Raw genomic sequence first — 25,302 nt, forward strand, 5'->3', positions numbered from 1 at the left:
TCCGCCGGCTTTTTTGTTGAGGAGAAACAGACATGTATATCGTTCCGGAAAAGGCGATTGCGGATCTTGTGACCCGCGAAGCTTCGTTCGATGCGGTCGAGAAGGTCTTTGCCGCGATGGCCGCAGGCGATGCCTACAACTTCCCCGTCGTGCGCGAGGCAATCGGCCACGAGGACGCGCTTTACGGCTTCAAGGGCGGCTTTGACCGCGCGGGCCTAACTCTGGGCCTCAAGGCCGGGGGATACTGGCCGAACAACCTGGAAAAGCGCGGGCTGATCAACCACCAGTCCACCGTCTTCCTGTTCGACCCGGACACCGGCAAGGTGAAGGCGATAGTGGGCGGCAACCTCTTGACCGCGCTGCGCACCGCCGCGGCCTCTTCGGTGTCGATCAAGCATCTGGCCCGTCAGGACGCCAAGGTGATCGGCATGATCGGCGCGGGCCATCAGGCAACCTTCCAGCTGCGCGCCGCACTGGAGCAGCGCCGGTTCGAAAAGGTCATCGGTTGGAACTACCACCCGGAAATGCTGCCCAACATCGAGAAGGTCGCGGCCGAGGCAGGCCTACCGTTTGAAGCAGTGGACCTCCCCGGCATGGCTGAGGCGGATGTGATCATCTCCATCACCTCGGCCTTCGCACCGTCGCTGATGGCAAATCACGTCAGCCCCGGCACCCATATCGCTTGCATGGGCACCGATACCAAGGGCAAGCAGGAGGTCGAGGCCGAACTGCTGGTCAAAGCCTCGGTGTTCACCGACGAGGTGGCGCAGTCGATCACCATCGGCGAGGCGCAGCACGCCGTGGCGCAGGGCCTGATCCAGGAATCTGATGTGGCCCAGATCGGCGCGGTCATCAACGGCAACAACCCGGGCCGCACCTCAGACGACCAGATCACCCTGTTCGACGGCACCGGCGTCGGCCTGCAGGACCTGGCCGTCGCGGCTTCTGTCGTTGAAGTTGCGGTCGAAAAAGGCATCGCCATCGAGGTCGATTTCTAAGCCCCGGCTAGAAACACATTCTGTAAATATCCGCATAGCGGAGCAGCAGGAGAGAGGTGCACCTCTCTCCTGTTTTTCATTGAGGGACGAAGGAATGTTTTGGGATTGAGTCTGCTGGTCGTCGGCGTGGTGCTGTGCCTGAACAGCGTCTGGCAAATGGGCCGTGTTCAGGACCGCGAGATCATCCTGATCAACGCTGTTGCCGCACTGGTGTTCTTTGCCGTCGTCCTGCTGATCGCGCTGGATGCGCAGCAGCCGGCGGACCTGCTGGATGCAGGCATGACGCTGCTGTTCGGCACCACTTATCTGTGGGTTGCCTACAACCGCACCTTTGCCTCCAGCGGCGAGGGGTTGGGATGGTTCAGCGGCTTTGTGGCGCTGACCGCCGCGCCGATGGTGCTGCGGGTGCTGGCGCAGGCAGACGGTCTGTTCGATATCTGGCTGGCGGGATGCTGGGCCGCCTGGTCCGGACTCTGGTTCCTTTATTTCCTGAACCTCGCGCTCCGGCGCGGCAGCCCCCGGCTGACTGCCATTGCAACGCTCCTGTGTGGGATCTTCACCGGCTGGCTGCCGGGACTGGCGGTTCTGCACGGGGTAGCCGGATGAAACGAAAAGAACCGGCCCATTGCGGGCCGGTTCTTCAATTTCAGCTCACCTGACGCGTCGTGCTTCAGGCATGATCCTCATGCGGCAACGAACCTTTGCCATGGCCGCTCATTCCGCCAGAGACTTCCTCGGTGGCTTCACCCGCCAGTTCCTGCGGCAGCACCAGGTTCAGCACGATGGCAATCAGCGCCGCGGGCAGCAAGCCGCTGGTCAGCAGGATGCGCGCGGTGTCCGGCATGTGCTGCAGCGCGCCAGGTTCCAGCTGCAAGCCAAGGCCAATAGACAGGGAGATCGCAAAGATCACCATGTTGCGGCGGTTCCAGTCTACGTCAGACAGCATCGACACGCCGGCTGCAACCACCATGCCGAACATCACGATCACACCGCCGCCCAGCACCTCGATCGGCACAGTGCGGATCACCGCGCCCACCTTGGGCACCAGACCGCAGACGATCAGGAAGATGGCGCCGCAGGTCACCACATGGCGGCTCATCACCCCGGTCATCGCAATCAGGCCAACGTTCTGGCTGAAGGAGGTGTTGGGGAAGGCACCAAAGAAGCCCGCCACAGCAGTGCCCACACCATCGGCATAGGTTGCACCGGCGATCTCCTCCTCGGTCGCTTCGCGGCCCGCGCCGCCCTTGGTCACACCGGAGACGTCACCGACGGTTTCCACGGCTGAGACAAAGCTCATCAGGCAGAAGCCGATGATCGCGGCGGCAGAGAACTCCACTCCGTATTTGAACGGCTGCGGCAGGGCAAAGGCCGCGGCCCGCTCCCAGGATCCGGAAACAGCTTCAAAGGTCAGCATGCCGGTCATCAGCGCATAGATATAGCCGACGATCAGGCCCAAAAGGACGGCAGAGACCGACAGCATTCCTTTGGTGAAGAATTTGAGGCCAAGGGTCACGAAGATCACCACCAGCGCCGCGGACCAGTTCAGCAGGGAGCCGTATTCCGGCGTCCCTATAGCGGGAACACCGCCAGCAGCGTACTGGATGCCGACCTTGACCAGCGCCAGACCGATCATGGTGACCACCAGGCCTGTGACCAGCGGCGGCAGGGCAAAGCGGATCTTTCCGATCACCGTGCCGAGCAGCCCGTGGAAAATACCGCCGACAATGACGCCGGTGAACAGCGCAGCCAGACCGTCCACGCCCTTGCCCGCAACCAGCGGGATCATGATCGGCAGGAAGGCAAATGAGGTGCCCTGCACGATCGGCAGCGCTGCGCCGACCGGTCCCACGGTGATGGTCTGCAGCAGGGTGGCAACACCTGCAAACAGCATCGACATCTGGATCAGGTAGAGCAGCTCCGGGAAATCCGGCGAGTTGGAACCGAAACCGAAACCGGCGGCGCCTGCCACGATGATGGCGGGGGTCACGTTTGAAACGAACATCGCCAGCACATGCTGGATTCCCAGCGGCACCGCCTTGTGCAAGGGCGGCGTGTAATTGGGGTCGCGCAGCTGCGCTGGCGTCCCGATGGAAGTGTCAGCCATGAAGGGAATCTCCTGTTGGTCATGGGGATCTTGCCGCTTCTTGTTTTTGTTGGCGGCTTCGAGGTGTGCGGTCAGTCAGCGACCACGGTAAAAGGCTCCTTGAACCAGTGTTCTTCGAGATTGGGCGAGGTGCCGATCCGGTCGACAACGATGTATTGGCCGGGCGCGCCAAGGGGGGCGAGCACCCCGTGCCAGGTGCCCCGGTGCAGGTTGATGGACTGGCCCGGCTGGCTGATAAAGGCCTGCAGGTTGGCCGGCACGCCGCCGTCGTCATCCGCCACCACCACCAGCATCGGCACGCCGCTGACCGGCACAAAGGCCTGGCTGCCCTCCGGATGGCGCTCTACCATGTCCACCTTGTGCGGAAGATGGCGGGCCTTGGCGTCAAACAGGCTGATGCCGGCCCGTCCGTCCGGGCCGAAATCCAGAGCCGCGCGGTCGTGGTGACGGCCGCACATGCCCTGATTGATCATCTTGTCGGGTGTGCCCGAGACCTCGATCACATCGCCATAGGGTGCAAATGCCGCTGCGGTCAGCGGTTTTGCTGTCAGCCGCCCGCTCACGGCAGCAGGTCCTGCAGCCGGAACTGGGCGATGCGCTCGACCTGGCGGCAGGCCTCGTCGAACTCGGTCGCCCGGTCATTGTGGATACGCCGGTGGAACGCCTCCATGATCGACGCCTTGTTGTGATCACGCACCGCGATGATGAAGGGGAAGCCGTGCTTCTCCACATACTCGGTGTTGAGCCGGGTAAAGGTCTCGCGCTCCTCATCAGTCAGCATGTCGAGGCCAGCGCTCGATTGTTCGGAGGTGCTTTCGGCTGTCAGACGGCCAGCAGCGGCCAGCTTGCCCGCCAGATCCGGGTGCGCAGTCAGCACGCCCAGGCGCTCGTCCTCGCTGGCGGTCCGGAAGATCCGGCACAGCGCATTGTGGACGCCGGCGGCGCAGTCATGCGCGGGCCCCAGCTCCAGATCAAAGGCACGGTCGGCGATCCAGGGCGAATGCTCGAAGATCGACCCGAACTTGGCGACAAACGCCTCGCGCTCCATTTGGCTGGGGCGCTCGCGCTTCACCGGCGGGTGGATTTCCGCCCAATGTTCCGCAATGTCGATGCGGCGCGGGCACCAGACGCCCTCAAAACCCTGAATATAGTCGATGAACCGCTTGAGCCCCGCGATTTTGCCTGGACGGCCCACCAGACGGCAGTGCAGGCCGATGGTCATCATCTTCGCGGCACCTGCCTCGCCCTCAGCATAGATCACGTCAAAGGCATCCTTCAGATACTGGAAGAAATGCTCGCCGGTGATCCAGCCTGGCGAATTGGCGAACCGCATGTCATTGGCTTCCAGCGTGTAGGGAATGATCAGCTGATCACCGCCGCCGGTCTCCAGCCAATAGGGCAGGTCGTCGTCGTAAGTGTCGGAGACGTAGTCAAATCCGCCTTCCTCGGCCACCAGCCGCACCGTGTTGGCGCTGCAGCGCCCGGTGTACCAGCCGCGCGGGCGGGTGCCGGTCACTTCGGTGTGCAGGCGCACGGCTTCGGCAATCGCGGCGCGCTCTTCTTCCTCCGCCATGTCCTTGTGCTCGACCCATTTCAGGCCGTGGCTGGCGATCTCCCAGTCCGCGTCCTTCATCGCCTGCACTTGCTCAGGGCTTCGGGCCAGGGCACTGGCGACGCCATAAATGGTCAGCGGAATGCTGGCGCCGGTGAACAGCCGGTGCAGCCGCCAGAAGCCGGCACGCGACCCGTATTCATAGATCGACTCCATGTTCCAATGGCGCTGGCCGGGCCATTGCGCGGCACCGGGAATGTCGGACAAGAAAGCTTCCGAGGCCGCATCCCCATGCAGGATGCAGTTCTCGCCGCCTTCTTCATAGTTTAGAACAAATTGCACGGCGGCTTTGGCCCCATAGGGCCACTGCGGGTCGGGTGCGGAAGCACCGTATCCGCGCAAGTCACGAGGATAGCGCGTCACGTCAGGTCTCCTGTCTTTTTATTATGTATAGAACAGATAATCCGCTTCGGCTTTCAGTATATTTTTGAAAGAACTTTTTGACTCTTCCTTCTGTATGCATTGGCCTGATGCGCGCATACCTAGGGAAACGGAATAGATAGGAGGCTGAAATGGCCGGATTTCTGACCACCCATGTGCTGGACACCGCCCGCGGCTGCCCGGCGGAAGGGCTGAAGATTGATCTCTACCGGATCGAAGGCAAAGAGCGCATCCATCTGCGCAGCCTGACCACCAATGACGACGGGCGCACCGACGAACAGATCCTGCCAGCGGGCGAGTTCGCCACCGGCACCTATGAGCTGGTGTTCCACGCGGGCGGCTATCTGCGCGCCACGGGCCAGGCAGGCGCTGATCCGCTGTTCCTGGACGAGGTGCCGCTCCGCTTCGGCATGAGCGAGGCTGACAGCCACTACCATGTGCCGCTCTTGCTGTCGCCCTACGGCTATTCCACCTACCGCGGCAGCTGAGCCGCCCTCCCCAAGTTACCTCTCCTCCCGCTTGGCATCTGCCGGCGGTTCCCGCCTCAGGAAACTGGGGCGGGCTTTTTCATTCTGAGGGGAGGGAGGCCTGGATATGGTCTACCATGAAATCCATGAACAGCCGCACCTTGGGGTCCTGGTGGCGGCGGTGGACATAGAGGCAAGCCATCTGGATCGGGATCGGCGGCTCCTCTGCCAGAACCGGCACCAGCCGGCCGGAAGCAAGGTGCTCCGAAATCTCAAACACCGGTTTCAGGATGATGCCGTGGCCGTCCAGCGCCCAGCTGGTCAGCACGTCGCCGTGGTCGGATTCAAACGGTCCGGTGACAGTCACCCGCTTGACCCCGTCCTGGCTGCGCAGCGGCCATTGGAACTCCGGCGCGCCGGGATAGCGCAGGTTCAGGCAGTCATGCGCCTCTGTCTTCAGCTCCTCGCTGTTCTTCGGCTGGCCGCGCTCCCGAATGTACTGCGGCGCCGCGCACAGCACCCGCGGGCAATCGGCGATCTTGCGGATGCGCAGGTTTGAATCCTCCGGCACGCCGAGGAAAAACGCCGCATCCAGCCCCTCAGCCGCCAGGTCCAGCTTACGGTCCGACAGCCGCAGCCGGATCGAGATCAGCGGATAGGCTTCCTTGAACTTCGGAACCGCCGGCGCAATCAGCCGCTGACCCAGTCCGAGAGGTGCGGCCACATACAGCGTGCCGCGGGGCGTTTGCGTCACGCTGCTGATATCGGCCTCGGCCTCATCCACTGCTTCCAGAATCTTGACCGCGCCGTGGTAGAACAGATTGCCCTGCTCGGTCGGGTTGAGCAGCCGGGTGGTGCGCTGGAACAGCCGCACGTTCAGGTGATCCTCCAGCTGTGAAATCCGCGACGACGCAACCGCCGCCGAGATCCGCATGTCGCGCGCCGCAGCAGACATGTTGCCAAGTTCATAGACACGGACAAAGGTGCGGATGTTGTCGAGATAGGCCATTCACGTATTCTTTGTGTTATTTTGAAACAGCTTGGATTTTTTACCTAATACATGAAAATAACGCCATGCTCTAGTCTCGGGTCAAAGCTTATGAGGAGAGAACAATGGAAGAGCTCGTGATCATGTGGGACTGGCTGGGCTTTGCGGTCCGCTGGCTTCATGTCATCACCGCCATTGCCTGGATCGGATCGTCCTTCTACTTCGTCGCGCTGGACCTTGGCCTGCGGAAAGTTCCGCATCTGCCGGTCGGCGCGCATGGTGAGGAATGGCAGGTCCATGGCGGCGGTTTTTACCACATCCAGAAATACCTGGTGGCACCGGAAAACATGCCGGATCACTTGATCTGGTTCAAATGGGAAAGCTACGCCACCTGGCTGTCGGGGGCGGGGCTCTTGATGATCGTCTACTGGGCGGGCGGGGAGCTTTACCTGATCGACTCCAGCAAGGCCGATTTGGCCCTGTGGCAGGGCATCCTGATTTCCGGCGCGTCGCTGACCATCGGCTGGATCGTCTATGACTTCCTGTGCAAATCGCCGCTGGGGGAAAAGCCGACCTTCCTGATGGTGCTGCTGTTTGTGCTGCTGGTCGCCATGGGCTGGGGGTACAACCAGATCTTCACCGGCCGCGCGGTGATGCTGCACCTGGGTGCCTTTACGGCTACCATCATGACGGCAAACGTTTTTTTCATCATCATGCCGAACCAGCGCATCGTGGTGAAGGACCTGCAGGAAGGCCGCACGCCGGACGCCAAATACGGCAAGATCGCCAAGCTGCGCTCGACCCATAACAACTACCTGACGCTGCCGGTGGTGTTCCTGATGCTGTCCAACCACTACCCGCTGGCTTTTGCCACCGAGTACAACTGGCTCATTGCGGCGCTAGTGTTCCTGATGGGCGTGACCATCCGCCATTACTTCAACAGCAATCACGCGGGCACCAGCAATCCGACCTGGACCTGGCCGGTGACCGCCATCCTGTTTATCGGCGTGATGATCCTGAGCCAGGCGCCGCTGCAGCAGGACACCTACGAAGAGTCCGAGGCGCGGGAGCTGACCAAATCCGAGCAAGTGTTTGCCAGCAATCAGCATTTCGAGGATGTGATGAATGTGGTGCCGGGCCGCTGCGCCATGTGCCACGCGCGGGAGCCCTACTATGACGGCATCCGCCGCGCGCCCAAGAACGTGCTGCTGGAGACCCCGGCGGATGTGGCGAAATACGCCAAGGAGATCTACCTCCAGTCCGGTGCCACCCACGCGATGCCGCCCGCCAACGTCACCTATATGGAGGACGAAGAGCGCGCCCTGATCCGCCGCTGGTACGGCAGCGCCTCCAAGGATCTGCCGTTTGCGCTGGCTTCCAACTGAGCCACTTCAGAGCTGACAATCCCAATGGCCCCGCCCCCGTGGCGGGGCCATTTTTCGTGGCACCGGGCGTGCACCACGCGTACACCCCCTGTGCACCCCCCGGTGCATAGCACTGCGTATTTTAGCGAGACAGGATCCCTATGCGACAAAGCCTTCGACAGACTGCTATTGCCATCTGCGACAAGAAGATCGCGCAAAAGGGTGAGGGGACCGGCCTGTCGTTCTATGCGTTTTTTCGTAACAAGAACGACGACCCGGCGCTGCTGATGGAAGCGGCAACATGGTGGATCCAGACGCACGAGCTGGACCATTTCGAGAAGGCCCGGAAGATCCGCGACATGATCGCCGCCGGAGTGTAACGGCTTAGCCGCCAGCCTCGCTGCGCCGGAATGCGGCGAGCCCGTGTTTCACTGCATAATCCACAAAGAGCCTGATCTTGGGATCCTGCAGTTTCCGGTGCGGGTAGAGGCAGCCGAAGATGGTTGCCTCGGGCGGGGTGTCCGGCAGCACCTCCACCAGGGCGCCGCTCTGCAGATGCGCGGCAACGTCGAACCGCGGCTTGTTGACGATGCCGCGCCCGTCCAGCGCCCAATTGGTCAGCACGTCGCTGTCGTCAGCGTCGTACTTCCCCGAAACCTCCAGCTTGCGCGGGCCTTCCGGCGTGGTCAGCGTCCAGAAATACTCCGGCGAACGCGGATAGCGCAGCAGCAGGCAGTTGTGGCCGGTTAGCAAATCCTCCGGCAGCTGCGGGGTGCCGTGGCGCGCCAGATACTCTGGCGCGGCACACAGAACGCGGGTGCAGTCCGCGATCTTGCGCATCTTGAGGGTGGAGTCATGCGGGGTGCCGATGAAGAACGCCACGTCCAGGCCGTCTGCCAGGATGTCGACCTTGCGGTCCGACATCCGCATCCGGATTTCGGTGGCGGGATACTCCTCGACGAACCCCGGCACCAGCGGCGCAATGATGCGGCGGCCGACACCCAGCGGCGCAGTCACCCGGATCACCCCGCGCGGCGCTTCGGAGAACTGCGAGACCACCGCCTCGGCGTCCTCAATCGATTCGAGCACCTTCTTGGCCTCGGCATAAAACAGCTGCCCGACCTCTGTCGGGGTCAGCGATCTCGTGGTGCGGTTGAACAGACGCACGCCAAGGTGCTTTTCAAGCTCCTTGATCCGCTTGCTGGCCACCGCCGGAGTCAGCCGCAGATCCCGCCCGCCGGAGGTGATGCTGCCCAGTTCAACGACACGAATGAAGACACGCAGGGAATCCAGATAAGACATGGCTCTCAGACCTTTACGGGGCGCATCTGCCGTCTGCCCTTCTGTGCTAAGGTTGGCAAACGCACCGGTTCGGCACCTTTTAGCCTAACCATTTTCAACAGGGTGTTGAAAGCCTTTCGCGATTGCAGCCGTTAACCGTGGCAGTCAGACAGGGTAAAAATGACATAAGCGGGCCAGCTCGGCCCAAGAGACATTCGGGAGGCCCTATGGCACATCAAACCGGCATACGCTTTCTTCTGAACGGCAAGGACATTGTGCTGGAAGACGTGAAGGCGACCACCACCCTGTTGGATTTCCTGCGGCTGGAGCAGCGGCTGACCGGCACCAAGGAAGGCTGCGCCGAGGGCGACTGCGGCGCCTGCACCGTGCTGGTGGGCCGTCTGCATAATGGCGCGCTGCGCTATGAGGCGGTGAACGCCTGCATCCGTTTCCTGGCATCGCTGAATGGCTGCCACGTGGTGACGGTGGAGCATCTGTCCGGCCCGAACGGGCGGCTGCACCCGGTACAGCAGGCGATGGTCGAATACCACGGCAGCCAGTGCGGCTTCTGCACCCCCGGTTTTGTGATGTCGCTCTATGCGCTGTGGATGGAAAACCCGCAGCCGAACGAGGCTGAGGTGGAAACCGCCGTTCAGGGCAACCTGTGCCGCTGCACCGGCTATGAGCCGATCGTGAAGGCCGCCCTGGCGGTGAACCAGTACGGCACCCCGGCCAATGATTACCTGACCACCGAACGCGACGGCCTGACCGCCAAGCTGAAGGCAATCCAGCCTGAGGCCCGCGTCGTGACCGGCCCTGAGGAGGACCGCGCCATCCTGCCGCTGAATGCGGCGGATCTGGCAGAGGTGCTTGCAGAGAACCCCAAGGCGACCATCGTTGCAGGCTCCACCGATGTGGGCCTGTGGGTCACCAAGTTCATGAAGCCGATCTCTCCGGTGGTGTTTGTTGCCCACCTGGAGGAGCTGAAGGCGGTTGAGCTGACGGACGAGGCGCTGACCATCGGTGCCGGCGTCACCTATACCGAAAGCGAAGCGGCGATCCGCGATGCCTTTCCGCATCTGAGCGCCTACTGGGACCGCATCGCCGGCTGGCAGGTGCGCAACATGGGCACCATCGGCGGCAATATCGCCAACGGCTCCCCCATCGGGGACACGCCGCCGGTGCTGATCTCGCTGGGTGCCGAGGTGACGCTGCAGAAGAAGGGCGGGTCGCGCACCCTGGCGCTGGAAGAGTTCTTTATCGACTACGGCAAACAGGACCGTGAGCCGGGCGACTTTGTGGCCTCGATCCGTATCCCGCGGCCGGCGGCGGGGCAGATTGATGCCGCCTATAAGATTTCCAAGCGCCGGGATGAGGATATCTCCTCGGTCGCCGCCGGGGTCAGTGTCACCGTGAAGGATGGCGTGATTGCTTCTGCACGCATCGCCTTCGGCGGCATGGCGGCAACGCCCAAGCGCGCGGCCGGTGCCGAGGCCGCGCTGGTGGGCCAGCCCTGGGGCGAGGCCGCGTTTGACGCAGCGGCCGAAGCGGTGAAGCAGGACTTTACCCCGCTCAGCGACTGGCGCGCCTCGGCCCAGTACCGCGCGCTGACGGCCAGCAACCTGCTGCGCCGCTTCTACCTGGAACATGATGCGGGAACCGCCGGTGACGTCCGGCTGGCAGTCGCCTGAGGAGGATTTGCGATGAAAGACCATCAGACCATCAGCGGCGCCGTGCATCATGACCGCCAGCACGACAGTGCCATCAAACACGTCACCGGCCGCGCCGAATACACCGACGACATCGCGGAGCCCTATGGCACGCTGCACGCCTACCTGGGTGTGTCGACCGTGGCGCACGCCAATATCAAGGGCATCGACCTCAGTGCCGTGCGCGCCGCGCCCGGCGTGGTGGATGTGCTGACCGCCGATGACATTCCCGGCGTCAACGACATCAGCCCCACAGGCAAGCATGACGAGCCGGTGTTCCCGACGGAGAAGGTTGAGTTTCACGGCCAGCCGATGTTTGCGGTGATCGCCGAGACCCGCGATGCCGCCCGCCGTGCCGCTGAACTGGCGCAGGTGGATTACGAGGTGCTGCCGCACGCGCTGGACCCGGTCCAGGCGCAGGAGGCCGGCTATCCGATGATCACCGACCCGCTGAAGCTGGAGCGCGGCGATGTGGAGGCGGGCCGCAAAGACGCCCCGCACCGTATCCAGGCGCAGATGACCGTTGGCGGTCAGGACCACATGTATCTGGAAAGCCACATCGCCTTTGCCATTCCCGGCGAAGACGAGGATGTCACCGTGCATTGCTCCACCCAGCACCCGAGCGAGGCGCAGCATATGGTGGCGCATGTTCTTGGCGTGGCGAACAACGCGGTCACGGTCAACGTGCGCCGGATGGGCGGCGGCTTTGGCGGCAAGGAAAGCCAGATGAACCTGTTCTGCGCGGTGGCTGCCATTGCCGCGAAGAAGCACAACCGGCCCGTGAAGATCCGCCCGGACCGCGATCAGGACATGACAGCCACCGGCAAACGCCATGATTTTGTAATCGACTATGACGTGGCCTTTGACGGCGAGGGCCGCATCCAGGCGGTCGAGGGCGGCTTTGCCGCGCGCTGCGGCTATTCCTCGGACCTGTCAGGGCCGGTCACCGACCGGGCGCTGTTCCATGCGGATAACGCTTATTTCTACCCGAACGTGCTGCTGAAAAGCCGGCCGATGAAGACCAACACCGTCTCCAACACCGCCTTCCGCGGCTTTGGCGGCCCGCAGGGTGTGGTCGCGGCGGAGCGGATGATCGAGGAGATCGCCTATGCCCTGGGCAAGGACCCGCTGGATGTGCGCAAGGCCAATTTCTATGGCGAAGAGGGCCGCGACCTGACGCCCTATCATCAGAAGGTGGAGGACAATATCCTCGACCGGCTGATTGGGGAGCTTGAAGAGAACGCTGAGTACCGCAAGCGCCGGGAAGAGATCATCGCCTTCAACAAAGAGTCGAAGATCATCAAGAAGGGCATTGCCCTGACCCCGGTTAAATTCGGCATCTCCTTTACCGCGACCTGGTACAATCAGGCTGGGTCGCTGATCCATGTCTATAACGACGGCTCGATCCACCTGAACCACGGCGGCACCGAGATGGGGCAGGGCCTCAACACCAAGGTGGCGCAGGTGGTGGCCGATGCCTTCCAGGTGGATTTCGAGCGTATCAAGATCACCAAGACCACGACGGAGAAGGTGCCGAACACCTCGGCCACCGCGGCCTCGTCCGGGTCGGACCTCAATGGCATGGCGGCACTGGATGCGGCGGAGCAGATCATTGCCCGGCTGACCAAATTCGCGGCGGAGAAGTACGAGGTCTCTGAGGCGGAAGTCGAATTCCTGCCCAACCGTGTGCGAGTCGGGGGCGAGGTAATTCCTTTCGACACACTGGTGAAACAGGCCTATATGGCGCGCGTCCACCTGTCCGCAGCGGGCTTCTACAAGACGCCGGAAATCCACTGGGACCGCGCGGCAGGCAAGGGCCAGCCCTTCTTCTACTACGCCTATGGCGCGTCCTGCTCGGAAGTCTCTGTCGACACGCTGACCGGTGAGTACCGGGTGGAGCGCACCGACATCCTGCATGACGTGGGCCGCTCGCTGAACCCGGTCCTGGACAAGGGCCAGGTTGAGGGCGCGTTCATCCAGGGCATGGGGTGGCTCACCACCGAGGAGCTGTGGTGGGACGGCGAGGGCCGCCTTCGCACCCATGCGCCCTCGACCTACAAGATCCCGCTGGCCTCTGACCGGCCGCGCATCTTCAACACGCAGTTGGCCGAATGGTCGGTGAACAAGAAGCGCACCATCAAGCGGTCCAAGGCCGTGGGCGAGCCGCCCTTCATGCTGGGCATCTCGGTGTTTGAGGCGCTGTCGATGGCTGTTGCCAGCACCGCGGATTACAAGGTCTGCCCCCGTCTGGATGCGCCGGCCACGCCGGAGCGCGTGCTGATGGCGATCGAAACCCTCAAAGGGCAGGGCTGACCCATGGCCCGCCGCCTCTCCCTCCAGGACTTTCTGGCCAGCCACAGCCGTGTGGTGCAGGTCGCGCTGACCCGCGTTCGCGGATCCTCCCCGCGCGAAGCCGGCACCTGCATGTTTGTGGCGGCAGAAGGCCTGTGGGGCACCATTGGCGGCGGCCAGCTGGAATACATCGCCATTGATCACGCCCGGCGGATGCTGAAGCAGGGTGTAATCAGCGACACGCTGGACGTGCCGCTGGGGCCGGAGATCGGCCAGTGCTGCGGCGGCCGGGTGGAGATGTCGCTGGCGCAGATGCGCCAGGCCGGCCGCGAGGACGCCATTGCCGCGCAGCAGGCCGAGGAACAGGCGCTGCCGCATGTCTATGTGATGGGCGCGGGCCACGTGGGCCGCGCCCTGGCGGATCTGTTCCAGCATATGCCGGTGCGCTGCATCCTGATCGACCAGCGCGCCGAAGAGCTGGCCTTGTGCCACGCGGATGTGGAGATCCGCCAAAGTGCAATTCCCGAGATCGACATAGCCACCGCCCCTGCAGGCAGTGCGTTCATCGTTCTCACCCATGATCATGCGCTCGACTTCCTGTTGGCTTCCGCTGCCTTGCAGCGCGGCGATGCGGGCTATGTCGGGCTGATCGGATCGGCCACCAAGCGGGAGAAATTCCGCCGCTGGTGCCGGGACCATTGCGACGGTCTGGGAACGGACCGTCTCATCTGCCCCATCGGGGCAAGCGGTAGCCGCGACAAGCGGCCCAGCGTCATCGCGGCCTTTGTGGCAGCGGAAGTGATTGCTGATCTGACCTATGAACCTGCCGCGTCCGCTCCAGCACGGAGCATTGACCTGCCCGAACCGGGCAGCCAACCGGACGCAGAGGGAGACACGGCTGGAGCAAACAGCCGGTAAGGACTGCGTCCTCTGATAGGAGGAGGCCGCCATGACCACAGGGCGGAGCTATACGTACAAACTGTTCGCGCGGAATGACTTCAGTGCATTCTGGGCGCTGTTCACAGACAACCTGATCAACCTGATCGTGCTTTCCGGCATCTGTCAGTTTGTCTTCAACATGCCTGCCGATATCGTGTTCGGCCGCATCGTGCCCGGCGCCGCAGTGGCGATTCTGGCCGGTATTGCGGTCTACACCTGGATGGCCAAGCATATCGCCGAGAAAGAGGGGCGCGACGTGACCGCGCTGCCCTATGGCATCTCGACCCCGGTGATGTTCGTCTATCTGTTCGGCGTGATCGGGCCGATCTACTGGTCCACCAATGACGCGATGCTGGCCTGGCAGGTGGGCATCGGCGCGGGCTTCATGGGCGGTATCGTCGCCGCGATGGGCGCGATCGTCGGCCCCTGGCTGAAGCGGGTGACCCCGCGCGCCGGTATGCTGGGCACGCTGTGCGGTATTGCGCTGGTGTTCATCGGCACCGTGCCGCTGGCGACGATTTTTGAGGATCCGTTCATCGGCTTTGCCTCGATGATCATCATCCTGTGGGGCCTGGTGGGCCGCCACCGGCTGCCGTTCAACATTCCGGCAGGCCTTCTGGCGCTGATCGTGGGTACCGTTGTGGCGCTTGGCATGGGCAAGGCTTCGGTCTCGTTCGATGGCGTCGGTGTCTATCTGCCGATCCCCTACTTTGGCGATCTGATTGCCGGTATCCAGCATCTGTTTGCCAACCCGGAGCTGTTCCTGGTCCTGGTGCCGGTGCAGATCTACAACTTCATCGAAACCATGAACAACGTTGAAAGCGCCGAAGCTGCGGGCGACCATTACCCGGTCGGCGTCTGCCAGGTGACTGATGGCGTCGGCACCATGATCGGTGCGGTCTTCGGCTCTCCCTTCCCGACCACCGCCTACATCGGCCACCCGGCCTATAAGCGGATGGGCGCGCGTTCGGGCTATATCATTGGCGTTGGCCTGGTGATCCCCTTCGCCGCCTTCTTTGGCCTCCTGGCGTTCCTCAACAACCTGATCCCCGTGGCCGCTGCCGCGCCGGTGCTGGTGTTTGTGGCGCTGAGCCTGGTGACCAATACCGCGCATTCGGTGAAGACCGACCATATCGCCGCTGTGACCATTGCGATGATGCCGCATGTCTCCGCCTTCCTGGTGGTGAAATGGGGCGCGCTGGCGGGCGCATTGGGCGCATTGGGTGCCACCGGCATGGCCCAGCTGGGCGATCCGGAGCTGACAGCGGCGCTGCTGCAGCAGGGCGCGCACTATGAGGGCCATCTGGCGCTGAGTCAGGGTGCGATCCTGACCGGGCTGATCTGGGGCGCCATCGTGGCCAGCGTGATCGACGGCGACTTCCGCAACGCGGGCGGCTTTGCCCTGGCGGCGGCAGCCATGGCGCTGGTGGGCGTGATCCACTCTGCCAGCCTGCATTGGCCGGAGTTCAGCGGCATCGCGCTTGGCTACCTGATCGCGGCCGGCTTCCTGTTCATCTACCCGATCTTCCACAAGGCGGATGAGCATGAGGAAACCGAAGAGGACGCTGCCAAGCCCCACGTGCCGCATCTGCCGGCAGGCGAGTAAAGCCAAAACCACTCACGAACCAGGGCAGGGGGCGGTGGTCCGCCCCTTGCCAGTGAACAAGGACATAAAGAGACATGACATCGAAACAGACGCTGCTGCGCGGGCGGGTGCTGAGCTTCACCGCCGAGCCGCAAGACCCCCAGGACACCAGCGCCTATGAGTTCATCGAGGACGGCGCGCTGCTGGTCGCGGACGGCATGATCCTGGCCAAGGGCAGCTATGACAGCGTCTCGGCGCAGGCGGCCGGGGCCGAGGTGATCGACCACCGCCCGAACATCCTGATGGCCGGCTTCATCGACACCCATCTGCATTTCCCGCAGGTTCAGGTGATCGCCTCCTGGGGCTCGCAGCTGCTGGAGTGGCTGAACAACTATACCTTCCCCGAGGAGGTCCGTTTTGCCGACGCGGGCCACAGCGCCGGGATGGCCGAGCATTTCTTTGACCTTCTGACCAGCCACGGCACCACCACCGCGGTGGCCTATTGTTCGGTCCACAAGACCTCGGCCGAGGCCTATTTTGAGGAGGCCGCCCGCCGCAACATGCGGATGATCGGCGGCAAGGTGCTGATGGACCGCAACGCGCCCGAGGGCCTTTTGGACACACCTGTCAGCGGCTATGACGACACCAAGGAGCTGATTGCGAAATACCACGGCAAGGGCCGCGGCATGTATGCCGTGACGCCGCGCTTCGCCATCACCTCGACCCCGGATCAGATGGAAATAGCGGGGGCCTTGGTGAAGGAACACCCGGAGTGCTACGTCCAGACCCACCTGTCGGAAAACCACGACGAGATCGCCTTTACCGCCGAGCTTTACCCGCAGGCGCAGGATTATCTGGATGTCTACCAGTCCTATGGGCTGCTGACCGAGAAGATGCTGCTGGGCCACTCAATCCACCTTCAGCCGCGCGAGATTGACGCGCTGGCCGAGACCAAGGCCAAGCCGGTGTTCTGCCCGACCTCCAACCTGTTCCTGGGCAGCGGATTGTTTGACGATGCCGGCCTGCGCAGCCGCGGCATCACCAATGCGATTGCCACCGATATTGGCGCCGGCACCAGCTATTCGATGCTGCAGACCCTGAACGAGGGCTACAAGGTGCTGCAATTGCAAAACCAGAAGCTGCACCCCTTGCGCGCTTTCCACTGGATCACCCGCGGCAATGCTGTGGCGCTGGGGCTGGAGGATAAGATCGGCACGCTGGAGGCTGGAACCGAGGCCGATATCGTGGTGCTGGACTCCCGCGCCACCCACGCGATGGACCTGCGAATGCAACGCGCCGAAACCCTGTCTGAAGAGCTGTTCATCCTGCAGACACTGGGCGACGACCGTTCCATCGCGCAGACCTATGCCGCAGGCCGGCCTATGAAACCGGCGGCATAGGAACGGAGTGCCGTTTTCCGGCGCGGAAAACGGCTATGAAAAATTCAATTTTTCATGGCCGGAATTCTTGCAGAATTCCGGTTCCGCCCGCCTGTGAAGCTGTGCCCCCCCAAAAAAAGACCGGCCCAGGGGCCGGTCAATTGCGCCAGACAGAGGAGACCCGGCGGGGGAGTGAAACCTTCAGGCTTTGAACTGGATCGGGTCTGAGTTGTAGACCTCTTCCAGGATGATCTCGACCAGGTCGAACTGCGTGTGCAGGTTGACGTCCTCGAAATAGATGTGGCTTGGCCAGGCCTGGCTGACGTGGTTGTCCTCGGGCAGGTCCACATTCGCGCAGACATTGCGGATCGCCGCCACATGCGACCGCGCCATTTCGCGGGTTTCGGCCTTGGTGGCCTCCAGATCCTCGATGCTGTTGCGGTCGATCTGCGGCGAGCCGATGCCCGAGGTCAGCGGCATGTTGCGTTTGATCGCCTGGTCCTCATAGAACGAGATATCGACGTTGTCCGCGGCCAGCCGCATGATGAAGACCGGGTTGGCGCTGACCTTGGCGTCGGTCAGCTCCAGCAGCGCCGGGTTTTCCGATGGCGCCAGCTCGGGCGCGGCCGCGGCCGCCGTCTCGGTGCCGCCGCGGCGGCGGGAGCGGCGGTCTTTCTTTTTGGCCAGCGCCACGTGGTCGCCGCGATAGTTGTTGTCGAACACACGGTCCGCATAAGGCTTGTCCCGCAGCATGTGGCGGATCGAGCGGATCGACATGTTCTTGCAGTTTTCCGGGCCGATGAAGAAGGGCGAGCCGGAAGCATCCGACAGCTCGATCCAGCCGTTCGGGAAGGTGGCAATGTGATGGTCCATCCAGGGGCCCAGCACCGTGTCGCCCAGGTGGTCGAGCAGCGCGTTCACCTTGTCAGGGTCGTTCACCACATCGCCCAAGAGCGGCTCCTGCCCATAGATATCGGCGGCGAGGCTGTAGGGCGCAGTGATCTGCAAGAGCGGCGGCAGGCCGGTCAATTCCTCATGCACCCGCAGGATCTTGGTGATCGCCAGGGGCACGCCGGTGGTGAAATCCGGGGTCTTGAGGTTGCGCCAGTTGTCCTTGTTGATCAGCATGTCGTCGGGGTCGGCGCCCGGCGGGTATTTGTCCGGGTACATCATAGTCTGGCCCAGCGGCTCGCAGGACCAGGCATAGAGCGCCCAGGTGATGTAGAATTTATTCACCCCCAGCAGGCGGCTGACCGCAAGGTTGGCGCGGACATAGCGGTAGGGGTCCTCGTGATAATACTCGCGGGTTTCGATACCGTAGAGATCATTCAGCACCGCCAGCGCCAGCATGTGGACCGAGGCCACGCTGTTGACGCGACCCGGGTCGGCCTTTTGCCCGAAATTGGCGTCGAAGTCGCCGGCGATGGCGGCGTCGAACACCCGTGTCATTTCTGCCTTGGCTTCAGCGTCGCCCGCCTGCCAGGCGCGCAAAAGGTCCAGCCCTTTGGGGAATGCGTAATCTTCAATTCTGGTCATGGATCGGCCTCGAACCTTGGTGAACCCGTGGCGCGCGGAACGCGCCGGTTGGGAATAAGGCTATCCAAGAGTGGGCACATCAACTATACCCGCTATTGATCCAATCATAGACCCACTTTGAGCCATGCCCAAATCCCCCGGCGGTGCGCTGCTGCAAGGTTTCACAATTGAACGCGACTCTTCGGTGCCGATTTACCGGCAGCTGGATGCCTCGCTGCGGCGGCTGATCCTGGACGGGTCGCTGGCGCCGGGGCAAAAGCTGCCCTCGACCCGCGAGCTGGCGCAGGAGCTGGGGATTTCGCGGATCACGGTGAAGAACGTCTATGAACAGATCATTGCCGAGGGTTATGCCCAGGCGAAAACCGGGGCGGGGACCTTTGTGGCGGACGGGCTGGACACCGAGGCGTTTCCGCAGGTCCGCACGCCGCGGCGTCGGGACAAGCCGCCGGGGATCGAGATCTCAGACCGGGCGCGGACCATTGCCGCGTCAAAATCGGTGGCGCGCTATGGCGAGACGGCACCGTTCCGCCCCGGCGTGCCGGCGCTGGATCAGTTTCCGGTGAAGCTGTGGAACAAATACATGGCCGAGGCGATGGCCCGCGATGCGCGCCGCAGCCTCAGCTACGGGCAGGTCAACGGCAATGCGGCCTTGCGTGAGGCGATTGCCCGCCATCTGGCCGATGCGCGCGGCATGAAGGTGGATGCGGAGCGGGTGATCGTCACCTCCGGCGCGCAGCAGGCCTTTGTGCTGATTGCTTTTGTGCTGCTGAACCAAGGAGATACGGTCTGGTACGAGAACCCGGGCCATATCGCCGGCCGCGACGTGATGCAGATCATGGGTGCCAATGTGGCGCCGGTGCCAGTGGATGGCGAGGGACTGGATCTGGACCATGCAATCGGCCGGCACGCCAAGCCGGCCTTGATCTTCACCACGCCGTCGCACCAGCAGCCGCTGGGCACCACCATGAGCCTGGGGCGGCGGCTGGCGCTGCTGAATTACGCGCAGGAAAACAACGCCTGGATCATCGAGGACGACTACGACAGCGAGTTCCGTTACCGCGGCCGGCCGCTGCCCGCACTCAGCGCCTTGGACAGCGCGCGGCGGGTGTTTTATGTCGGCACGTTCTCCAAGTCGATGTTTGCGGCGATGCGGCTGGGCTATGTGGTGGTGCCGCCGGAATTCACCGAGACCTTTGCCACCGCGCGCAACCTGCTGGGGCAGAACTCCTCCGCCGTGGTGGAGGAAGCAATGGCGCGGTTCATGGAGGACGGGCGGTTCACCGAGCATATCCGCAAGATGCGCCGGCTGTACCGGACCCGGCGGGATGTGCTGTTTGAGAGCCTGGCACGCGACTGCGGCGAATTCCTGGCGCCGCAGCGCACTGATGCCGGGATGCATATGGTGGCCTGGCTAAAGGCGGGGATCGGCGATCAGGCCGCGCATGAGGCGCTGCTGGAGGCGGGCATCGACTCGCTGCCGATCTCGGTCTACTGCATTGAGCCGTTGGGCCGTGCCGCGCTGGTGCTGGGGTTCTCCGGTGTGGATGAGCGGATCATTCCGCGGCTTGTGAAACGGCTGGCTGGGGTCTTGGAAGGTCTGGCAACCAGAGACTAAAGACAGAAGGCCACCTCAGCCTTCAGGCCCGGCTCTGCATCTATGAGAGTCAGCTCAGCACCATGCAATTCTGCAATTGCGGCAACCAGGCTCAGGCCAAGCCCGCTGCCCGGGGTCGTGCGGCTCTGTTCCAGGCGGTAGAGGCGGCGCAGCACGTTCTGATGCTCACCTTGCGGGATGCCGGGGCCATGGTCGCGCACAGACAGGATGGCCGAGCCGCCTTCCTGGCGCACTGCCACCCCAATGGCGGTGCCGGGCGGGGTGTGGCGCAGGGCGTTTTCAATCAGATTGGCCAGAAGCTGCCCGAGCAGGCCGCGGTCGCCGGAAACGATTGCCGCCTCTTCAGGCAGGTTCAGAGTGAGCTCGCGGCCTTCTTCCTCCGCTGCGGGCTCATAGATTTCGGTAAAGGTCGCGGCAATCTCTTTCAGATCCACGGGTTCGAACCGGGACCTGGGCGAGCCGCCCTCCAGTTGTGCGATCTGCAGAAGCGACTGAAAGATGCGGGTCATGCCGCGGGTTTCTTCCAGCGCCTGATCCGCCATCAGCTGTGCATCCTGCGGCAGGCCGGGCATCTCCTGCAAGCGGGCAAGCTGCACCGCAACCCGCTGGATCGGGGTCTTCAGGTCATGGGCGATATCTGCAGAAACCTGCCGCAGCGCTTCGGTGGACTGCTGCTGCGCCTGCGCCATGCGGTTCACCCTGCGGCTGATGCGGGCAAGATCCCCTTGCCGCTGCTGCGATTGCGGCACCCTGGCGCTGAGATCACCCGAAGTCAGAGCGGACAAAGCCTGCTCAATTCCTGCCAGCGCCCGGGCCGACCGGCGCGCCAGCAGAACGCCGCCCAGCACGGCAATGACGATGGCCGGCAGCAGCCCGAAGAGAACCACCCGCAGATATGTCTGGCGCAGGTCGTCCAGCGGCTTGGCGCTTTGTGCCACTGTCAGCAGCCCGCCGTGGATATAGTCGCTGAGTGAAATGAAGCGGCCGGTGATTTCAACCGGCTGCTGCCCCAGTACCACAACCCGGAAACCTGTTTGCTGCTGCATGATGGCAGCATTGCCCGCAACAACGCGCCCGCCCGGGCGGCGGTAGCTCAGCAGGCGGCGCTGCGGGTCAGTCTCGGCGGTTTCCGCATTCACAAGCGCTGCCAGCGCTGCGGCGGAAGGCGTCGCGCGAAAGCCCGCCATGTCCTGGGTCAGGCTTTCCTCGATCGCCTGCCGCTGCGCCCCATGCGCCACGTAATAAGTAATGCCGAGACTGAGCGAGCTGGCAGCCGCGAACAGCAGCGACAGCCACAGCGACTGCCGCACTGGCGAGGAGCGCAGCAGCGCCCGCACGCGGGTCTTCAGGTCATTCGGCAATCCGGTACCCCGCTCCGCGCACGGTTTCGATCAAACCTCCGGAGAAAGGCTTGTCCACCTTGGCCCGCAGCCGGGAGATATGCGTCTCTACCACATTTGTCTGCGGATCAAAGCTGATGTCCCACACGGCTTCCAGCAGCATGGTACGGGTCTGAACCCGGCCTTTGCGGCGCAGCAAATGCTCCAGCAGCCGGAACTCCCGCGGCAGCAGGTCAATTTCCTGGCCATCGCGGGTGACCCTGCGGCGGATCAAGTCCATTTCCAGCCCGCCCGCGCGCAGCACCGTTTCCTGCGTTTGAAGACCGGGGCGCCGGGCCAGTGCCGCCACCCGGGCAGACAATTCGCCAAAGGCAAAAGGTTTGACGAGATAATCATCTGCACCCGCTTCCAGCCCCTCGATGCGGTCGTTCACCCCGCTCAGCGCCGTCAGCATGATGGCAGGGGTCCGCACCCCGGCGCCGCGCAGGGTCTTGATCAGGCTCAGCCCGTCGAGGCTTGGCAGCATCCGGTCGACGACCAGCACGTCGTAATCAGCGGCGGTTGCCTGCAGCAGCCCGTCGCGGCCATCGGTGACAAGATCGGCCGTGTGGCCTTCCTCGCGCAGTCCCGCAGCCACGTAAGGACCGGTGGTGGCGTCGTCTTCTATCACCAGGATCTTCACGGTTTCCCTCGCTTTGCTGCCTGCCTGAATTACACGGGAATGAACCCGGGCACACATTACAGATCTGTATAGAACGCGTCAGGACATTGAAATCCGGGCCTGCCATTTGCCTTGCATCACTTCGAACGCAAGGAAATGAAGATGCCCGGAACCCACGCTCCCAAACGGTTGGCCTTTGCCCTCACCGCCGCTGCCTCGGCAGCTGCCATGTTCCCCCTGGCCCCTGCGCCTGCGCTGGCGGTGCCCGCCGGCGGCTATGCCGATCTGGTCGAGGCCATTTCACCGGCCGTTGTCTTTGTCGAGGTTACCGGCAAGGCGCAGCCTGCTGCCGGCCGCCAAGCCATGCCGAACGACAAGTTCATGGAAGAATTCATGCGCCGTTTTGGCGGGCGCATCCCCCAGTTTGATCATGACCGCCCGGTCAAGGGCGCAGGCTCTGGTTTTGTGATTGCCGAGGACGGGCTGATCGTCACCAACCACCATGTGATCGACGATGCGCAGACCGTCTCGGTCACCCTGGCCGACGGCAGCAAGCATGAGGCCACCGTGATCGGTGCCGACCCGCTGACCGATATAGCGCTGCTGAGGATTGAGGCGGACGCGCCGCTGACCGCAGTTGAATTCGGCTCCTCCGGCGCATTGAGGGTGGGCGACGAGGTGCTTGCCATGGGCAGCCCCTTTGGCCTGGCAGGCACTGTGACCTCCGGCATCGTCTCGGCCACCTCGCGCAATATCAACTCAGGCCCCTTTGACGACTTCATCCAGACCGACGCGGCGATCAACAAGGGCAATTCCGGCGGACCCCTGTTCAATGCCGAGGGCGAGGTCGTCGGCGTCAACACCATGATCTACTCGCCAGGCGGCGGCTCAGTCGGGATCGGTTTCGCGGTGCCCTCCGACATGGTGCAGAAAATCGTCGCCGACCTGGAAGACGACGGCGAGATTGCCCGCGGCTGGCTGGGTGTGCAGATCAAGCCGCTGTCGGAAGACGCGGCCAACGTGCTGGGCCGGGACGCGGGCAAGGGTGTGGTGATCGAAAGTGTTGTTGCAGACAGCCCGGCGGCGGAAGCAGGGCTGAAACCAGGCGATGTCGTGCTGCGCTTCGGCGGCAAGGAAATCGCTGAGATGCGGGATCTTACGGCCGCCGTTGCGGTGACCGCGCCGGGAGAGCTGTCACAGATCGAAGTCCTGCGAAAAGGCAAGGAACTGAGCCTGAACGCAGAGCTGGGCGACCGGTCCGGCCAGGACGCCTGACCGCCGCACACCAGAAAATCCCAGCCTGGTTTCAGGCCGGGATTGGGACGGCCAAGGCTCTTCCCCTCCAGCGGGTGCGGAGTGTCCCCGCCGGGCCTTGGCCGGACCAGATACCATTCAAGGGGAGAAACCTGCGCGCGCGCATCTTTCCCCTTGGACCGGGCGGGAGCCGGCGGCATTGCACTCCAGAACAGCGCCATACCGCATGTGCCAGGCTTCAGAATCTTTGCGTTCTTGTCCTGCGCCTTTTGTCTGACAGCTGTGCCGGCACGCTACCGAACAGCCTTGACCGCAGCGGTCACGATATCCAGCGCCCGGGTCAGGTCAGCCCGCGAAATCGTCAGCGGCGGTGACAGGGTCAGGACATTGCCCTGGCTGATCTTGAAGCTGAGGCCCGCGTCCAGGCAAGCATAGTATATCTGTTCAGCGCGCTGGTGTGCCTCTGACCGGTCTTCACTGCCGCCCGTAATCTCGACCCCGAACATAAGACCGCGGCCCCGGATATCAGCAACCGCCGGCACACCAGCCAGCTGTTCCCGCAGCCTGGCCACGGCATAGCTGCCAAGTTCCGCCGCGCGCTCCACCAGCCCCTCTTCTTCAATGATTTGAAGCGTCGTCAAGGCTGCGCGGGCGGTGACCGGGTTTTTCTCATGCGTGTAATGGCCGATGGCAAAATCCCCGCACACATCCAGATCGCGCCGCGCCACACAGGCAGCGATGGGCAGGATGCCGCCGCCCAGCGATTTGCCCAGCGTCACCATGTCCGGCACGATCCCGTCATGCTGGAAGGAGAACATCTGCCCGGTCTTGCCCAGCCCGGTGGGGATTTCATCCAGGATCAAGAGCACACCATGGCGGTCGCAAATCTCGCGCACCGACTTCCAGAACCCCGGCGGCGGCACATTCGGGACCGCCCGCATCGCTTCAGCAATGAAGGCGCAATAGTCGCCGTCGCGCCCCAGAACATAGTCGATCATCCGCGCGCAAGCCTCGGCGCTGGCTTCCAGCGACTTGCGGCCATAAGCGCAGTCCGAGTGGCTGAACGGCGCCACATGCTCGGTTCCCGGCAGCAAGGGGCCTGCGATATGGCTGCGGAAGGTGGCCTCCCCCCCGACCGAGGCAGCGCCAAAGCCCGCGCCGTGAAACGCATCCCAGAAGCTGAGGGTCTTGAACCGCCCGGTGGCGGCGCGGGCGATTTTCAGCGCCACCTCATTGGCGTCGGAGCCGCCGGTGGTGAAAAGAGTCTTGCCCAGATCGCCGGGAGTGATCGCCGCCAGTTTCTCGGCCAGTTCCACCGCTGGTTCATTTGTAAACCGGCGCGGCGCAAACGGCAGGTCATCCAGCTGCTGCTTGATGGCCGCGACCAGCCTGGGGTGGCCATAGCCCAGGTGATGCACCGAATTGCCGTGGAAATCCATGAAGCGGCGGCCGTCCCTATCCTCAATCCAGATGCCTTCGGCCTTGGCAATGGTGCTGACGCAGGGGCTGGACAGGCTCTGATGCAGGAAGACCCCCGCGTCCCGCTCCAGCAGCGGCGCGGAATTGGGGCCGATGGATTTTTTCAGCCAGGCCTTGCGGGCCTCCGAGGTGTTGGATTCACCTTCCGTATGGACAAGCATGTGCCGCCTCCGTTCGAGGGGGTTAAAAGGGAAACGTCAAAAGGGCCGGGGCCGGGCGGAGCTGTCCCCCCTGTGGCGTGTTTTACTCCGGCCAGGGGAGGGAGTATGTCTTGACGTTTGTGAAGAATTTCATGGCCTCGATGACGCCTTCCTT

21 protein-coding genes are annotated in these 25,302 nt (G+C 63.3%); 12 read left to right on the forward strand and 9 right to left on the reverse strand.

Features of this window, described 5'->3' with window-relative positions; genetic code table 11:
- Positions 1-32: 32 nt before the first annotated feature.
- Together bhcD and ACXAHG_RS12335 are read left to right on the forward strand one after the other, a co-directional pair.
- Complete coding sequence (gene bhcD / locus ACXAHG_RS12330) at positions 33-998, forward strand: iminosuccinate reductase BhcD (protein WP_475057676.1); 966 nt, start codon at positions 33-35, stop codon at positions 996-998.
- Between the two features lie 105 nt (positions 999-1,103).
- Positions 1,104-1,604: an AmiS/UreI family transporter gene (locus ACXAHG_RS12335; protein ID WP_475057678.1), complete on the forward strand. Its 501-nt coding sequence runs from the start codon at positions 1,104-1,106 to the stop codon at positions 1,602-1,604.
- Positions 1,605-1,668: 64 nt separating this feature from the next.
- On the opposite strand, the gene ACXAHG_RS12340 is transcribed toward ACXAHG_RS12335, so the two are convergent.
- The 3 genes from ACXAHG_RS12340 to puuE all read right to left on the reverse strand — a co-directional run bounded on the left by ACXAHG_RS12340 (position 1,669) and on the right by puuE (position 5,080).
- A complete protein-coding gene (locus tag ACXAHG_RS12340; protein WP_475057681.1) occupies positions 1,669-3,105 on the reverse strand; it encodes a uracil-xanthine permease family protein in 1,437 nt (478 codons plus the stop codon).
- Positions 3,106-3,176: 71 nt separating this feature from the next.
- Positions 3,177-3,668: an ureidoglycolate lyase gene (locus ACXAHG_RS12345; RefSeq protein ID WP_475057684.1), complete on the reverse strand. Its 492-nt coding sequence runs from the start codon at positions 3,666-3,668 to the stop codon at positions 3,177-3,179.
- Entirely contained in the window at positions 3,665-5,080 is a 1,416-nt protein-coding gene (puuE, locus tag ACXAHG_RS12350) for an allantoinase PuuE (protein ID WP_475057687.1), read from the reverse strand. Before puuE ends, ACXAHG_RS12345 begins: the two co-directional genes overlap by 4 nt.
- 149 nt (positions 5,081-5,229) lie before the next feature.
- Here puuE and uraH point away from each other — a divergent pair, with 149 nt between their 5' ends.
- Positions 5,230-5,586, forward strand: a complete 357-nt coding sequence (uraH, locus tag ACXAHG_RS12355) for a hydroxyisourate hydrolase (RefSeq protein ID WP_027233834.1) — start codon at positions 5,230-5,232, stop codon at positions 5,584-5,586.
- 79 nt (positions 5,587-5,665) lie between these two features.
- On the opposite strand, the gene ACXAHG_RS12360 is transcribed toward uraH, so the two are convergent.
- Positions 5,666-6,574 carry a LysR family transcriptional regulator gene (locus tag ACXAHG_RS12360; protein WP_475057690.1) on the reverse strand — a complete coding sequence of 303 codons (909 nt, stop codon included), beginning with the start codon at positions 6,572-6,574 and terminating at the stop codon, positions 5,666-5,668.
- A gap of 104 nt (positions 6,575-6,678) precedes the next feature.
- On the opposite strand from ACXAHG_RS12360, the gene ACXAHG_RS12365 reads away from it, so the two are divergent.
- Both ACXAHG_RS12365 and ACXAHG_RS12370 read left to right on the forward strand, forming a co-directional pair.
- Positions 6,679-7,938 (forward strand): urate hydroxylase PuuD, encoded by a 1,260-nt coding sequence (locus tag ACXAHG_RS12365; protein WP_475057693.1) that lies wholly within the window; start codon positions 6,679-6,681, stop codon positions 7,936-7,938.
- 140 nt (positions 7,939-8,078) lie between these two features.
- A complete protein-coding gene (locus tag ACXAHG_RS12370; RefSeq protein ID WP_475057696.1) occupies positions 8,079-8,297 on the forward strand; it encodes a DUF6500 family protein in 219 nt (72 codons plus the stop codon).
- Between the two features lie 4 nt (positions 8,298-8,301).
- Here the strand turns inward: ACXAHG_RS12370 and ACXAHG_RS12375 are convergent, their stop codons facing one another.
- Positions 8,302-9,219: a LysR family transcriptional regulator gene (locus tag ACXAHG_RS12375; protein WP_475057699.1), complete on the reverse strand. Its 918-nt coding sequence runs from the start codon at positions 9,217-9,219 to the stop codon at positions 8,302-8,304.
- A 206-nt stretch (positions 9,220-9,425) separates the two neighbouring features.
- On the opposite strand from ACXAHG_RS12375, the gene xdhA reads away from it, so the two are divergent.
- From xdhA to guaD, 5 genes are all read left to right on the forward strand, one after another.
- The gene (gene xdhA, locus ACXAHG_RS12380; protein ID WP_475057702.1) at positions 9,426-10,889 is read left to right on the forward strand and encodes a xanthine dehydrogenase small subunit; all 1,464 of its coding nucleotides are present in this window, start codon (positions 9,426-9,428) and stop codon (positions 10,887-10,889) included.
- A gap of 12 nt (positions 10,890-10,901) precedes the next feature.
- Positions 10,902-13,220: a xanthine dehydrogenase molybdopterin binding subunit gene (gene xdhB, locus ACXAHG_RS12385; RefSeq protein ID WP_475057704.1), complete on the forward strand. Its 2,319-nt coding sequence runs from the start codon at positions 10,902-10,904 to the stop codon at positions 13,218-13,220.
- 3 nt (positions 13,221-13,223) lie between these two features.
- On the forward strand, positions 13,224-14,117 hold the full coding sequence (gene xdhC, locus ACXAHG_RS12390) for a xanthine dehydrogenase accessory protein XdhC (RefSeq protein WP_475057707.1): 894 nt from the start codon (positions 13,224-13,226) through the stop codon (positions 14,115-14,117).
- Between the two features lie 31 nt (positions 14,118-14,148).
- Complete coding sequence (locus ACXAHG_RS12395) at positions 14,149-15,744, forward strand: xanthine/uracil/vitamin C permease (protein ID WP_475057710.1); 1,596 nt, start codon at positions 14,149-14,151, stop codon at positions 15,742-15,744.
- Between the two features lie 74 nt (positions 15,745-15,818).
- Complete coding sequence (gene guaD, locus ACXAHG_RS12400; protein ID WP_475057713.1) at positions 15,819-17,123, forward strand: guanine deaminase; 1,305 nt, start codon at positions 15,819-15,821, stop codon at positions 17,121-17,123.
- Between the two features lie 180 nt (positions 17,124-17,303).
- Here the strand turns inward: guaD and ACXAHG_RS12405 are convergent, their stop codons facing one another.
- Positions 17,304-18,638 carry a uroporphyrinogen decarboxylase family protein gene (locus ACXAHG_RS12405; protein ID WP_475057716.1) on the reverse strand — a complete coding sequence of 445 codons (1,335 nt, stop codon included), beginning with the start codon at positions 18,636-18,638 and terminating at the stop codon, positions 17,304-17,306.
- A 124-nt stretch (positions 18,639-18,762) separates the two neighbouring features.
- Between ACXAHG_RS12405 and pdxR the strand changes: the two genes are divergently transcribed.
- Entirely contained in the window at positions 18,763-20,253 is a 1,491-nt protein-coding gene (gene pdxR / locus ACXAHG_RS12410; protein ID WP_475057719.1) for a MocR-like pyridoxine biosynthesis transcription factor PdxR, read from the forward strand.
- Here pdxR and ACXAHG_RS12415 read toward each other — a convergent pair.
- On the reverse strand, positions 20,250-21,614 hold the full coding sequence (locus ACXAHG_RS12415; RefSeq protein WP_475057722.1) for a sensor histidine kinase: 1,365 nt from the start codon (positions 21,612-21,614) through the stop codon (positions 20,250-20,252). The two genes, pdxR and ACXAHG_RS12415, sit on opposite strands and share 4 nt — an antisense overlap.
- Positions 21,604-22,275, reverse strand: coding sequence for a winged helix-turn-helix domain-containing protein (locus ACXAHG_RS12420; protein WP_475057725.1), 672 nt, complete (start codon positions 22,273-22,275; stop codon positions 21,604-21,606). The genes ACXAHG_RS12415 and ACXAHG_RS12420 overlap by 11 nt, the downstream gene beginning before the upstream one ends.
- 135 nt (positions 22,276-22,410) lie before the next feature.
- Between ACXAHG_RS12420 and ACXAHG_RS12425 the strand changes: the two genes are divergently transcribed.
- The gene (locus ACXAHG_RS12425) at positions 22,411-23,529 is read left to right on the forward strand and encodes a trypsin-like peptidase domain-containing protein (RefSeq protein WP_475045386.1); all 1,119 of its coding nucleotides are present in this window, start codon (positions 22,411-22,413) and stop codon (positions 23,527-23,529) included.
- 272 nt (positions 23,530-23,801) lie between these two features.
- Here the strand turns inward: ACXAHG_RS12425 and pbfA are convergent, their stop codons facing one another.
- A complete protein-coding gene (gene pbfA, locus ACXAHG_RS12430) occupies positions 23,802-25,148 on the reverse strand; it encodes a (R)-1-hydroxy-2-aminoethylphosphonate ammonia-lyase (protein WP_475057727.1) in 1,347 nt (448 codons plus the stop codon).
- Positions 25,149-25,302: the final 154 nt, after the last annotated feature.

The sequence above is a fragment of the Leisingera sp. ABD4_442 genome (assembly GCF_056160905.1).

Bases quoted from the DNA above. Each gene is read 5' to 3' on its own strand.
- bhcD (WP_475057676.1), top strand. From the start codon at position 33: ATGTATATCGTTCCGGAAAAGGCGATTGCGGATCTTGTGACCCGCGAA.
- ACXAHG_RS12340 (WP_475057681.1), bottom strand. From the start codon at position 3,105: ATGGCTGACACTTCCATCGGGACGCCAGCGCAGCTGCGCGACCCCAAT.
- uraH (WP_027233834.1), top strand. From the start codon at position 5,230: ATGGCCGGATTTCTGACCACCCATGTGCTGGACACCGCCCGCGGCTGC.
- ACXAHG_RS12360 (WP_475057690.1), bottom strand. From the start codon at position 6,574: ATGGCCTATCTCGACAACATCCGCACCTTTGTCCGTGTCTATGAACTT.
- ACXAHG_RS12365 (WP_475057693.1), top strand. From the start codon at position 6,679: ATGGAAGAGCTCGTGATCATGTGGGACTGGCTGGGCTTTGCGGTCCGC.
- ACXAHG_RS12370 (WP_475057696.1), top strand. From the start codon at position 8,079: ATGCGACAAAGCCTTCGACAGACTGCTATTGCCATCTGCGACAAGAAG.
- ACXAHG_RS12375 (WP_475057699.1), bottom strand. From the start codon at position 9,219: ATGTCTTATCTGGATTCCCTGCGTGTCTTCATTCGTGTCGTTGAACTG.
- xdhA (WP_475057702.1), top strand. From the start codon at position 9,426: ATGGCACATCAAACCGGCATACGCTTTCTTCTGAACGGCAAGGACATT.
- xdhB (WP_475057704.1), top strand. From the start codon at position 10,902: ATGAAAGACCATCAGACCATCAGCGGCGCCGTGCATCATGACCGCCAG.
- xdhC (WP_475057707.1), top strand. From the start codon at position 13,224: ATGGCCCGCCGCCTCTCCCTCCAGGACTTTCTGGCCAGCCACAGCCGT.
- ACXAHG_RS12395 (WP_475057710.1), top strand. From the start codon at position 14,149: ATGACCACAGGGCGGAGCTATACGTACAAACTGTTCGCGCGGAATGAC.
- guaD (WP_475057713.1), top strand. From the start codon at position 15,819: ATGACATCGAAACAGACGCTGCTGCGCGGGCGGGTGCTGAGCTTCACC.
- ACXAHG_RS12405 (WP_475057716.1), bottom strand. From the start codon at position 18,638: ATGACCAGAATTGAAGATTACGCATTCCCCAAAGGGCTGGACCTTTTG.
- pdxR (WP_475057719.1), top strand. From the start codon at position 18,763: ATGCCCAAATCCCCCGGCGGTGCGCTGCTGCAAGGTTTCACAATTGAA.
- ACXAHG_RS12425 (WP_475045386.1), top strand. From the start codon at position 22,411: ATGAAGATGCCCGGAACCCACGCTCCCAAACGGTTGGCCTTTGCCCTC.
- pbfA (WP_475057727.1), bottom strand. From the start codon at position 25,148: ATGCTTGTCCATACGGAAGGTGAATCCAACACCTCGGAGGCCCGCAAG.